Raw genomic sequence first — 10322 nt, 5'->3', positions numbered from 1 at the left:
GCGATTTCGAAGGTGGTGATCGAGCGTCCGGCCAAGCTGTGCCGCATCTCGATCTATGCTGCGCGTCCCGGCGTCATCATCGGCAAGAAGGGCGCGGATATCGAAAAGCTGCGCGCCAAGCTGTCGGGAATGACCGAGAGCGAAGTGAAGCTGAACATCGTCGAAATCCGCAAGCCGGAAATCGATGCCAAGCTGATCGCTCAGGGTATCGCGGACCAGCTGATCCGCCGTGTTGCCTTCCGTCGCGCCATGAAGCGCGCGATGCAGTCGGCGATGCGTCTGGGGGCCGAAGGCATCAAGATCATGTGCGGCGGCCGTCTCGGCGGGGCGGAGATCGCCCGTGTCGAACAGTACCGCGAAGGCCGTGTGCCGCTGCACACCCTGCGTGCCAACGTCGATTACGCCGAAGCCGAGGCGCTGACCGCCTATGGCATCATTGGGATCAAGGTCTGGGTCTTCAAGGGCGAGATTCTCGGCCATGACCCGACCGCCCAGGACCGTCTGATGATGGAAGCCCAGACCAGCGGCGTCCGTCCGATGAACGACCGGCGCTAAGGTAGAGCAAGAACCATGTTGCAACCGAAGAAAACCAAGTTCCGCAAGGCTTTCAAGGGCCGGATCAAGGGTGATGCCAAGGGCGGCACCGTGCTGAACTTTGGCTCCTATGGCCTGAAGGCTCTCGAGCCAGAACGTGTCACCGCTCGCCAGATCGAAGCGGCTCGTCGTGCGATCACGCGCCACATCAAGCGTCAGGGACGTTTGTGGATCCGCGTGTTCCCGGACGTGCCTGTGTCGAAGAAGCCTGCCGAAGTTCGCCAGGGTAAGGGCAAGGGTTCGATCGAATATTGGGCCGCCCGTGTAAAGCCGGGTCGCATCCTGTTCGAACTGGACGGCGTTCCCGGCCCGCTCGCTGCCGAGGCTTTCGAACGCGCAGCCATGAAGCTGCCGATCAAGACCAAGGTCGTCGCCCGTCTCGGCGACAGCTCTCACCTGGGAGGCGAATGATGGCCGACGCCAAGACCAAGACCGAAGACCTGCGCCAGCAGTCGGACGATCAGCTCACCGAACAGCTTACCACGCTGAAGCGCGAGCAGTTCAACCTGCGGTTCCAGGCCGCGACGAACCAGCTGGAAGCGCCTTCGCGCATCCGCGAAGTCCGTCGCACGATCGCCAAGATCAAGACGCTGCAGAGCGAGCGTTCTCGCGCTGCCGAAGCGAAGTAAGGACGTAATATGCCAAAGCGTATCCTGATCGGGACCGTCACCTCCGACAAGACCGACAAGACCGTGACCGTTCTGGTCGAGCGCAAGGTGAAGCATCCCCTTTACGGGAAGATCATTCGCCGCTCGAAGAAGTATCACGCACACGACGAAGCCAACGAGTACACGCTCGGCGACATCGTGCGCATCGAGGAGACCAAGCCGATCTCCAAGACGAAGACCTGGGCCGTTAAGGACCGGGTCACCGCCGGCGGTGTTCAGGCGGTCGATGCCGACCTCGACGTAGCCGAAGCCGGCAACTGAGTTTTTAGACGTAGGAACTGCCGGGCGGACGTCCCGGCAAGCCAAGAGAAGGAACCGGATCGATGATCCAGATGCAGTCCAATCTCGACGTCGCGGACAACAGCGGCGCAAAGCGCGTCCAGTGCATCAAGGTACTGGGTGGCTCCAAGCGCCGCACCGCGAGCGTCGGCGACGTGATCGTCGTCTCCGTCAAGGAGGCGCAGCCGCGTGCCAAGGTCAAGAAGGGTGACGTTCACCGTGCGGTGATCGTGCGCACCAAGAAGGACGTTCGCCGTCCCGATGGCAGCGTGATCCGCTTCGACAGCAACGCCGCCGTTCTCGTCAACAAGAACGAAGAGCCCCTCGGCACCCGTATCTTCGGCCCCGTGGTCCGCGAATTGCGCGGCCGTGGCTTCATGAAGATCATCAGCCTTGCTCCGGAGGTGCTGTAATGGCGTCCGCACGTATCAAGAAGGGTGACAGCGTCGTGGTCCTGTCCGGCAAGGACAAGGGCCGCACCGGCACCGTCGCCAAGGTCATGCCGAAGGAAGGCAAGATCGTGGTCGAGGGCGTCAATGTCGCCGCGCGTCACCGCAAGCCGACGCAGACGAACCCGCAGGGCGGCATCGACCGCAATCCGGCGCCGATGCACATCAGCAAGGTCGCGCTGGCCGATCCCAAGTCCGGCAAGCCCACCCGCGTCCGTTTCGAGGAGCAGGACGGGAAGAAGGTGCGCATCGCCGTAAAGTCCGGGGAAAAGATCGATGGCTAAGGATAGCTACACGCCTCGCTTCAAAGCGAAGTACAACGACGAGATCGCCAAGGCGATGACCGAGAAGTTCGGTTACAAGAACGCCATGGAGATCCCGCGCCTCGAAAAGATCACGCTCAACATGGGCGTGGGCGAAGCGAGCCAGGACAAGAAGAAGGTCCAGACCGCTGCCGAGGAAATGGCCCTGATCGCCGGCCAGAAGCCGGTCATCACCAAGGCGAAGAAGTCCATCGCGCAGTTCAAGCTGCGTGAGGGCATGCCGATCGGCTGCAAGGTAACCCTGCGCCGTGACCGCATGTTCGAGTTCCTCGACCGCCTGGTCACGATCGCGATGCCCCGCATCCGCGACTTTCGTGGCCTGAACCCGAAGAGCTTCGATGGCCGCGGCAATTATGCCATGGGCCTTAAGGAGCAGATCGTGTTCCCGGAAATCTCGTACGACAAGATCGAGAAGGTCCGGGGCATGGATATCATCGTCACCACCACGGCGAAGACCGACGAAGAGGCACGCGAGCTGCTGCGTCTGTTCGGCTTCCCGTTCCCTGTCGAAGAGCAGGAAGAAACCAAGGAGGCGGCGTGAGCCGCCCCCGCGAATTGAACACACGGAAGAGAGCTTAAGTCCATGGCGAAACTGAGTTCGATCAACAAGAACGAAAAGCGCAAGAAGCTCGTGAAGCAGTATGCTGCGAAGTACGAGGCGCTCAAGAAGATCGCGAACGACACGGCGCTCGACGAGACCGAACGTCTCGTTGCGCGCCTGAAGATGGCGGAACTGCCGCGCAATGCGAATCCCACGCGCGTGCGCAACCGCTGTGCAACCACCGGCCGCCCCCGCGGCTATTACCGCAAGTTCGGCTTGAACCGCATCGAGCTGCGCGACCTGGGCAACAAGGGGATGATCCCCGGCCTGACCAAGTCGAGCTGGTGAGGATCTGACAGATGGCTATGACCGATCCCCTGGGTGATATGCTCACCCGTATCCGCAACGGCCAGCAGGCGAAGAAGGACAGCGTCCTTTCCCCCGCCAGCAAGCTGCGTGCGAACGTTCTGGAAGTGCTTCAGCGCGAAGGCTACATCCGTGGCTACAGCGAAGACTGCACCGCCAAGCATCCGCAGCTGCGGATCGAACTGAAGTATTTCGAAGGCGAGCCGGCGATCAAGCACGTCGCGCGCGTTTCGAAGCCCGGCCGCCGCGTCTATTCGGGTTCGAAGGAACTTCCGACCGTGCGCAACGGCCTTGGCATCACCATCGTCTCGACGCCGCGGGGCGTGCTTTCGGACAACGAAGCACGCAGCCACAACGTCGGTGGCGAAGTGCTGGCGGAGGTGTTCTGATGAGCCGCATCGGCAAACGGCCGGTGGCGATCCCTAGCGGCGTCACGGCCAATATCGACAATGGCACGCTTAGCGTGAAGGGCCCGAAGGGCACCCTCTCGATGGGTCTGTCCGATCTTATCGACTACAAGGTCGAAGACGGCGCCATCGCGGTCAATCCGGCCAATGATTCCAAGCCTGCGCGCAGCCACTGGGGCATGCAGCGCACGCTGGTTTCGAACCTGGTCGAAGGTGTAACCGAAGGGTTCTCCAAAGTCCTTGAGATCAAGGGCGTCGGTTATCGTGCGCAGGCGCAGGGCAAGAAGCTCAAGCTTCAGCTCGGCTACTCGCATGACGTCGATCTCGATGTGCCCGAAGGCCTCGAGGTAAAGACCCCGGATCAGACCACGGTCGAGATTTCGGGCATCGACAAGCAGAAGGTCGGCCAGTTCGCGGCCGAGGTTCGTCGCTGGCGCAAGCCGGAGCCCTACAAGGGCAAGGGCATCGCCTATCGCGGCGAGTACATCTTCCGCAAGGAAGGGAAGAAGAAGTAAGATGGCCAAGCTTTCCCTCTTCGAACGCCGCCGCCGGCGTGTTCGCACCGCGCTCAAGAGCCGTGCGGGCGGCAAGCCGCGGCTGTCCATTCACCGCACCGGCAAGCACATCTATGCCCAGGTCATCGATGATGCCGCCGGCAAGACGGTCGCTTCCGCCTCGACGCTGGGCGCCGATGGTTCGGGCGCCAATGTCGATGCCGCCAAGCAGGTCGGCAGCGAGATCGCTGCGGCTGCCAAGAAGGCCGGCGTGACGACTGTCGTGTTCGACCGCGGCGGGTTCCTGTTCCATGGTCGCGTCAAGGCGCTGGCCGACGCCGCCCGCGAAGGCGGGCTGGAGTTCTGATGATGGCTGACGAAAACAAGACCGAAGAAAACACCGTGTCCGAGACCCCCGAGGTCGCGAAGGCCAGGGCCGATACCGGCGTCGCGACTGCGGAAACCGATCACGGTGTGAAGCATGACGAGCCGGCAATCGCCGACACGCCGTCCGAAGCTGCCGACAACCAGTCGCCCGCGCAGGGCGCCGAGGGTCAGCCGCGCCAGGGCCGTGGCCGTGGCCGCGGTGGCAACGACCGCGATGGCGGCCGTGGACGCGGACGCGGCCGTGGCGATCGCCGCGACCGCCGCGAGGAAGAAGACGACGGCATCATCGAGAAGCTGGTTCACATCAACCGCGTTTCGAAGACCGTTAAGGGCGGCAAGCGCTTCGGTTTCGCCGCGCTGGTCGTGGTCGGTGACGGCTCGGGCCGCGTGGGCTTCGGCCACGGCAAGGCCCGCGAAGTTCCCGAGGCGATCACTAAGGCGACCGCTTCTGCCAAGAAGAAGATGATCCGCGTCCCGCTGAAGGAGGGCCGCACCCTTCATCACGACGGCAAGGGCCACTTCGGTGCCGGCAAGGTGACCGTTCGCTCGGCTCCTCCGGGTACCGGCATCATCGCCGGTGGTCCGATGCGCGCCGTGTTCGAGAGCCTGGGCGTTGCCGACGTCGTGACCAAGTCGGTCGGAACCTCCAATCCCTACAATATGATCCGCGCCACCTTCGATGCGCTGCAGGACCAGACTTCGCCGAAGTCGGTGGCGCAGCGTCGCGGCAAGAAGGTCGCCGACCTTCTGGGTCGTGGTGGTGCCAGCGAGGCAGAGGCTGAAGCCGACGCCGCAGCGATGGTGGAGTAATCATCATGGCAAAGATCAAGATCAAGCAGATCGGCAGCCCGATCCGTCGTCCCGAGGCGCAGAAGAAGACCCTTATCGGTCTCGGCCTCGGCAAGATGCATCGCGTGGTGGAGCTCGAGGATACCCCCGAGGTTCGCGGCGCGATCGCCAAGCTGCCGCATATGGTGGAAGTGGTCGAATAAGCGACCGTAACCAGCGCGAACCAAAGGGAAACCGAGTGCTATGAAACTTACTGATATCCGCGACAACGAAGGTGCCCGTAAACCCCGCATGCGCGTGGGCCGGGGCATCGGCTCGGGCAAGGGCAAAACCGCCGGGCGCGGTCAGAAGGGCGCCAAGGCGCGTTCGGGCGTCGCCATGAACGGCTTCGAAGGCGGCCAGATGCCGCTGCACATGCGTCTGCCGAAGCGCGGCTTCAACAACATCTTCGCCAAGGATTATGCCGAGGTGAATGTGGGCATGATCCAGAAGATGATCGATGCCAAGAAGCTGGATGCCAAGGGCACGCTCGATCATGACGCGCTGAAGGCCGCTGGCCTGGCACGCGGCGGCAAGGACGGCGTCCGCCTGCTGGGCAAGGGCGAACTTTCCGCGAAGCTCAGCTTCAAGGTCGCGCATGCAACCAAGGGCGCGATCGCGGCGGTCGAAAAGGCCGGTGGCAGCGTCGAGGTGATCGAGAAGGCGCAGCCGGAGCACGAAAAGAAGGCTGCGCGTACCGAGGCCAACAAGGCGAAGCGCGCCAAGTAATTTCGAAAAAGACGGGGGGCGGGGTTCGACATACGGACCTCGCCCCCCTATCTATCCGACCTGAGCCGGGAGGGACCGGCGCAACACCAGGATCGATTTTTACCGATGGCAACCCGTGCGGACGCACTCGCGAGCAATATAAGCTTCGCCAATTTCTCCAAGGCCACCGAGCTGCGCCAGCGCATCTGGTTCACCGTCGGTGCCTTGATCGTGTTCCGCTTTCTGAGCTTCGTGCCGCTGCCGGGGGTCAATCCGCTGATCCTGTCGCGCCTGGCCGATCAGACGCGCGGTGGCATCCTCGACATGTTCAACATGTTCACGGGCGGCAGTCTTGAGCGCATGAGCCTCATCGCGCTCGGCGTGATGCCCTACATTACCGCTTCCATCGTGGTGCAGCTCGCCAGTTCGCTGCATCCCGCGCTCGCGGCCCTCAAAAAGGAAGGGACCGTCGGGCGTCAGAAACTCAACCAGTACACTCGTTACGGCACTGTCTTCCTGTGCGCGATCCAGGGCTATTTCGTGGCCCAGGGCCTGGAAACCTACGGCGCGTCGAGCGGGGTTCAGGCTGTGGTCGATCCCGGCGTCATGTTCCGTGTCGGGGCCGTCATCAGCCTGATCGGTGGGACCATGTTCCTGCTGTGGCTGGGCGAACAGATCACCAGTCGCGGCATCGGTAACGGCGTGTCACTCATCATCATGGCCGGCATCGTCGCGCAGTTTCCGCAGTTCGCGGGCAATCTTTTCGAAGGCGGCCGGACCGGTTCGATCGGGCCGGGGCTGATCATCGGCTTCCTGGTGATGGTCGTTATCCTGATCCTGTTCATCAGCTTCATGGAGCGGGCGCAGCGGCGTCTGCTGATCCAGTATCCCAAGCGCGCCACCGCGCGGGGCATGCAGGCGGATCGCAGCCACCTGCCGCTCAAGATCAACACGGCCAACGTCATTCCCCCGATCTTTGCCAGCTCGCTGCTGCTGTTGCCGCTCACGATCACCCAGTTCGCCGGGCAGGACGTGGACACCACGAGTTTTTCCGGCCAGCTGATCGTGACGCTGAACCAGTATTTGCAGCACGGGCAGCCGATCTACATGCTGCTCTACGCCATCGGCATCATCTTCTTCTGCTTCTTCTACACTGCGGTCGTCTTCAACCCTGAGGAAACCGCGGAGAATTTGAAGCGCAACGGCGGCTTCATTCCGGGCATCCGCCCGGGCAAAAGAACCGAGGAATATCTCGACTATGTTCTGACCCGCATCACCGTGATCGGCGCGATCTATCTCACGATCGTGTGCGTGGTGCCGGAATACATGATCGCGCGTACCGGCATTCCGCTCTTTTTGGGTGGCACCAGCCTGCTGATCGTGGTCAATGTGACGGTTGACACGATTTCTCAGATCCAGTCGCACCTGCTGGCACATCAGTACGGCGACCTGATCAAGAAGGCTAAACTGAAGGGCCGCCTGCGCTAACTGCGCGCGCCGGACGAGCTCAGCGAGGGAACGAGGGGCGCATGGACATCATTCTTCTAGGTCCGCCGGGGGCGGGGAAGGGCACTCAGGCGCAGCGCCTCGAGGCGGAGCATGCGATGAAGCAGCTCTCGACAGGAGACATGCTGCGGGCAGCCGTGCAGGCGGCGACGCCGGTGGGGTTGCAGGCGAAGGCCATCATGGATCGGGGTGAGCTCGTGTCCGACGAGATCGTCTCCGCGCTGATCGATGCCGAACTGACCGCCATGGGGAGCGAGACGGGGGCCATCTTCGACGGTTATCCGCGGACCGCGGCACAGGCCGCCGCGCTGGACGAGATTCTTGCCGGTCACGGGCGCAAGCTGGACCACGTGATTGAGCTCGAAGTGAACGAGGATGCGCTGGTTGAGCGCATCACGGGCCGCTTTACCTGCGCGAATTGCGGTACCGGCTATCACGATGTGTTCAACCGGCCCAAGGTCGACGGGGTTTGCGACGTTTGCGGTTCGACCGAGTTCAAGCGGCGCCCTGACGACAATGCGGAGACCGTGCGCACGCGAATGGCGGAATATCGCGCCAAGACCGCGCCGATCCTTCCGCTTTACGAAGAACGCGGGATCGTGAGCAGGGTCGACGGGATGGCCTCTATAGAGGATGTCACCCAAGCGATCGACACGATCCTCGCCTGATCCGAAAGCTGCTTTTCATCCCGCCGCGAACCGCCTAGACTGGCGTGAAAGGGACGGGGGAAACCATGCATCGCTGGACGATGATTTCCATTGTCGCGCTCGCCGCCACACCGCTTCGTGCCGAAGTGGTCGAAACCAGCGCGGATGGCTTCGTGACCCGCGACACCGCAACGGTCGCCGCTAGCCCAATGGAAACCTGGCTCGCCCTGACCAAGCCCGGCGAGTGGTGGAATTCCAGCCATACCTGGTCGGGCGATGCCGCGAATCTCACTCTGACTCCGCAGGCGGGCGGCTGTTTCTGTGAGCGCATTCCGGGCGACGACGGTGCGGGCGGCTCCCCGATGGAGGGCAGCGCGCGGCATGCGGTTGTGGTCCAGGCTTTCCCGCTCAAGGTGCTGCGCATGCGCGGAGGGCTCGGGCCCCTGCAAGGCGAACCCGCGACCGGCGTTCTCACGATCACTCTCAAGGATGTAGACGGCGGCACCCGCATCTTGTGGGAATACAATGTCGGCGGCCCTATGCGGTATGAGATCCCGCAGATTTCGAAAGCCGTGGACGCTGTCATGAGTGAGCAGCTTCGCGGCCTTCAGGCGCATCTCGGTTCGCTGGACGCCCCCACCACGAATGAAGAGCCGGGGGCCGACACACCGGGGTAGAATTGCATTCGGGTCGCGCAACCGATTGAAACAGCCCGCGCCGACCCGGCCGGGCCAGGCTGGGAGTAAACACCATGGCTTCGGTATATGATCGTCACGTCGATCTTGATGGCTTCATGGAGGGCGTGAAGAAACGCAATCCGGGCCAGACGGAATTCATCCAGGCCGTCCAGGAAGTGGCGCAGGACGTCTTCGATTTCATCGAGGACAAGGAAGCCTATCACTCTGCCCAGATATTGCGCCGGATTGCGGAGCCCGATCGCGTCGTCAGCTTCCGCGTGTGCTGGGAAGACGACAATCACAACATCCGCGTCCAGCGCGGGTGGCGCGTCCAGAACAACAACGCCATCGGCCCCTACAAGGGCGGCATCCGCTTCCACCCGAGTGTGACCGAAAGCGTGCTTAAGTTCCTGGCCTTCGAGCAGACTTTTAAGAACTCGCTCACCGGTCTGCCGATGGGCGGGGGCAAGGGCGGTTCCAACTTCAATCCCAAGGGCAAGAGCGACAGCGAAGTCATGCGCTTCTGCCAGAGCTTCATGACCGAGCTCTACCGCCACATCGGCCCGGATACGGATGTGCCAGCGGGTGACATCGGCGTGGGTGGGCGCGAGATCGGCTACATGTTCGGCCAGTACAAGCGGATCACCAACCGCTGGGAAGGCGTGCTGACGGGCAAGGCGCTGGAGTATGGCGGTTCGCAGATGCGCCCCGAGGCGACGGGGTACGGTGCCGTCTATTTTCTGCGCAACATGCTCAAGCACCAGTCGAAAGATATCGAGGGGCACACGACCGTCATCTCGGGCTCGGGCAATGTGGCCACCCACGCGGCAGAAAAGATCGTCGAACTGGGCGGAAAGGTTCTTACCCTTTCCGACAGTGACGGTTTCGTCCACGATCCCGATGGCTTCTCCCAAGACAAGATCGACTGGGTCAAGGAGCTCAAGACCAAGCGCCGCGGACGCATCAGCGAGTATTGCGACGAATTCAAGTCTGCGACGTTCCATGGCGATGGCGCGCGCCCGTGGAACGTGAAGGCGGATCTGGCGCTTCCCTGCGCCACCCAGAACGAACTCAACGAGGATGAGGCCAAGGCCTTGGTCGACAACGGCGTAATCGCGGTGAGCGAGGGGGCGAACATGCCGACGACTCTGGACGGGATCAAAGTCTTCCACGACGCCCATATCATGTACGGACCGGGCAAGGCGGCGAATGCCGGCGGCGTGGCTGTCTCTGGTCTCGAGATGAGCCAGAATGCCGAGCGCATCAGTTGGAACAACGAGCGGCTCGGTTCGATGCTTACCGAATTGATGGAAGGCATCCACGAGAAGTGCGTCGAGTACGGTTCGCAAGGATCGGACGGTTATGTGGACTATGTGAAGGGCGCCAATATTGCCGGCTTCAAGAAGGTCGCGGATGCCATGCTCGCGTTCGGGGTGGTGTAGAGCGCC

At 62.5% G+C, this 10322-nt stretch carries 18 protein-coding genes; all 18 read left to right on the top strand.

Annotated elements, in window-relative coordinates; all coding sequences use genetic code 11:
• Positions 1-555 (top strand): 30S ribosomal protein S3 (rpsC, locus tag ACFDTG_RS11270; RefSeq protein WP_375291143.1); only part of this gene is annotated, 555 nt, incomplete at its 5' end.
• A gap of 15 nt (positions 556-570) precedes the next feature.
• Positions 571-1005, top strand: coding sequence for a 50S ribosomal protein L16 (rplP, locus tag ACFDTG_RS11265; RefSeq protein ID WP_375291142.1), 435 nt, complete (start codon positions 571-573; stop codon positions 1003-1005).
• Positions 1002-1223, top strand: coding sequence for a 50S ribosomal protein L29 (rpmC, locus tag ACFDTG_RS11260; RefSeq protein WP_375291141.1), 222 nt, complete (start codon positions 1002-1004; stop codon positions 1221-1223). The genes rplP and rpmC overlap by 4 nt, the downstream gene beginning before the upstream one ends.
• Positions 1224-1232: 9 nt before the next feature.
• The gene (gene rpsQ, locus ACFDTG_RS11255; protein WP_375291140.1) at positions 1233-1523 is read left to right on the top strand and encodes a 30S ribosomal protein S17; all 291 of its coding nucleotides are present in this window, start codon (positions 1233-1235) and stop codon (positions 1521-1523) included.
• A 62-nt stretch (positions 1524-1585) separates the two neighbouring features.
• Entirely contained in the window at positions 1586-1954 is a 369-nt protein-coding gene (gene rplN, locus ACFDTG_RS11250; protein WP_160751721.1) for a 50S ribosomal protein L14, read from the top strand.
• Positions 1954-2274, top strand: coding sequence for a 50S ribosomal protein L24 (rplX, locus tag ACFDTG_RS11245; RefSeq protein ID WP_375291139.1), 321 nt, complete (start codon positions 1954-1956; stop codon positions 2272-2274). Before rplN ends, rplX begins: the two co-directional genes overlap by 1 nt.
• Positions 2267-2854 (top strand): 50S ribosomal protein L5, encoded by a 588-nt coding sequence (gene rplE / locus ACFDTG_RS11240; RefSeq protein ID WP_375291138.1) that lies wholly within the window; start codon positions 2267-2269, stop codon positions 2852-2854. Before rplX ends, rplE begins: the two co-directional genes overlap by 8 nt.
• A gap of 42 nt (positions 2855-2896) precedes the next feature.
• Positions 2897-3202, top strand: a complete 306-nt coding sequence (rpsN, locus tag ACFDTG_RS11235) for a 30S ribosomal protein S14 (protein ID WP_375291137.1) — start codon at positions 2897-2899, stop codon at positions 3200-3202.
• Positions 3203-3213: 11 nt separating this feature from the next.
• Positions 3214-3609, top strand: coding sequence for a 30S ribosomal protein S8 (gene rpsH, locus ACFDTG_RS11230; protein ID WP_375291136.1), 396 nt, complete (start codon positions 3214-3216; stop codon positions 3607-3609).
• Positions 3609-4142 (top strand): 50S ribosomal protein L6, encoded by a 534-nt coding sequence (gene rplF / locus ACFDTG_RS11225; RefSeq protein ID WP_375291135.1) that lies wholly within the window; start codon positions 3609-3611, stop codon positions 4140-4142. Before rpsH ends, rplF begins: the two co-directional genes overlap by 1 nt.
• A 1-nt stretch (position 4143) precedes the next feature.
• Positions 4144-4488: a 50S ribosomal protein L18 gene (rplR, locus tag ACFDTG_RS11220; RefSeq protein ID WP_375291134.1), complete on the top strand. Its 345-nt coding sequence runs from the start codon at positions 4144-4146 to the stop codon at positions 4486-4488.
• A complete protein-coding gene (gene rpsE / locus ACFDTG_RS11215; RefSeq protein ID WP_375291133.1) occupies positions 4488-5318 on the top strand; it encodes a 30S ribosomal protein S5 in 831 nt (276 codons plus the stop codon). Before rplR ends, rpsE begins: the two co-directional genes overlap by 1 nt.
• Positions 5319-5323: 5 nt before the next feature.
• Positions 5324-5500, top strand: a complete 177-nt coding sequence (rpmD, locus tag ACFDTG_RS11210) for a 50S ribosomal protein L30 (protein WP_375291132.1) — start codon at positions 5324-5326, stop codon at positions 5498-5500.
• Positions 5501-5540: 40 nt separating this feature from the next.
• A complete protein-coding gene (rplO, locus tag ACFDTG_RS11205) occupies positions 5541-6065 on the top strand; it encodes a 50S ribosomal protein L15 (RefSeq protein WP_375291131.1) in 525 nt (174 codons plus the stop codon).
• Positions 6066-6170: 105 nt separating this feature from the next.
• Entirely contained in the window at positions 6171-7532 is a 1362-nt protein-coding gene (secY, locus tag ACFDTG_RS11200; protein ID WP_375291130.1) for a preprotein translocase subunit SecY, read from the top strand.
• A 41-nt stretch (positions 7533-7573) separates the two neighbouring features.
• A complete protein-coding gene (locus ACFDTG_RS11195) occupies positions 7574-8218 on the top strand; it encodes an adenylate kinase (protein ID WP_375291129.1) in 645 nt (214 codons plus the stop codon).
• A 65-nt stretch (positions 8219-8283) separates the two neighbouring features.
• The gene (locus ACFDTG_RS11190) at positions 8284-8874 is read left to right on the top strand and encodes an SRPBCC family protein (RefSeq protein ID WP_375291128.1); all 591 of its coding nucleotides are present in this window, start codon (positions 8284-8286) and stop codon (positions 8872-8874) included.
• Between the two features lie 74 nt (positions 8875-8948).
• Entirely contained in the window at positions 8949-10316 is a 1368-nt protein-coding gene (gdhA, locus tag ACFDTG_RS11185) for an NADP-specific glutamate dehydrogenase (protein WP_375291127.1), read from the top strand.
• The last annotated feature ends 6 nt before the right edge of the window (positions 10317-10322 follow it).

This window comes from Qipengyuania sp. (assembly GCF_042095715.1).
Classification (GTDB): domain Bacteria; phylum Pseudomonadota; class Alphaproteobacteria; order Sphingomonadales; family Sphingomonadaceae; genus Qipengyuania.
The sequence above is the reverse complement of the archived record's forward strand: the minus strand, read 5'-3'. Positions and strand labels throughout refer to the sequence as shown.

Coding starts and splice junctions, on each gene's coding strand:
- ACFDTG_RS11190 (WP_375291128.1), top strand. CDS start 8,284: ATGCATCGCTGGACGATGATTTCCATTGTCGCGCTCGCCGCCACACCG.
- ACFDTG_RS11195 (WP_375291129.1), top strand. CDS start 7,574: ATGGACATCATTCTTCTAGGTCCGCCGGGGGCGGGGAAGGGCACTCAG.
- rplX (WP_375291139.1), top strand. CDS start 1,954: ATGGCGTCCGCACGTATCAAGAAGGGTGACAGCGTCGTGGTCCTGTCC.
- gdhA (WP_375291127.1), top strand. CDS start 8,949: ATGGCTTCGGTATATGATCGTCACGTCGATCTTGATGGCTTCATGGAG.
- rplP (WP_375291142.1), top strand. CDS start 571: ATGTTGCAACCGAAGAAAACCAAGTTCCGCAAGGCTTTCAAGGGCCGG.
- rplN (WP_160751721.1), top strand. CDS start 1,586: ATGATCCAGATGCAGTCCAATCTCGACGTCGCGGACAACAGCGGCGCA.
- rpsQ (WP_375291140.1), top strand. CDS start 1,233: ATGCCAAAGCGTATCCTGATCGGGACCGTCACCTCCGACAAGACCGAC.
- rplF (WP_375291135.1), top strand. CDS start 3,609: ATGAGCCGCATCGGCAAACGGCCGGTGGCGATCCCTAGCGGCGTCACG.
- rpsE (WP_375291133.1), top strand. CDS start 4,488: ATGATGGCTGACGAAAACAAGACCGAAGAAAACACCGTGTCCGAGACC.
- rpsN (WP_375291137.1), top strand. CDS start 2,897: ATGGCGAAACTGAGTTCGATCAACAAGAACGAAAAGCGCAAGAAGCTC.
- secY (WP_375291130.1), top strand. CDS start 6,171: ATGGCAACCCGTGCGGACGCACTCGCGAGCAATATAAGCTTCGCCAAT.
- rplR (WP_375291134.1), top strand. CDS start 4,144: ATGGCCAAGCTTTCCCTCTTCGAACGCCGCCGCCGGCGTGTTCGCACC.
- rplE (WP_375291138.1), top strand. CDS start 2,267: ATGGCTAAGGATAGCTACACGCCTCGCTTCAAAGCGAAGTACAACGAC.
- rpmC (WP_375291141.1), top strand. CDS start 1,002: ATGATGGCCGACGCCAAGACCAAGACCGAAGACCTGCGCCAGCAGTCG.
- rpmD (WP_375291132.1), top strand. CDS start 5,324: ATGGCAAAGATCAAGATCAAGCAGATCGGCAGCCCGATCCGTCGTCCC.
- rpsH (WP_375291136.1), top strand. CDS start 3,214: ATGGCTATGACCGATCCCCTGGGTGATATGCTCACCCGTATCCGCAAC.
- rplO (WP_375291131.1), top strand. CDS start 5,541: ATGAAACTTACTGATATCCGCGACAACGAAGGTGCCCGTAAACCCCGC.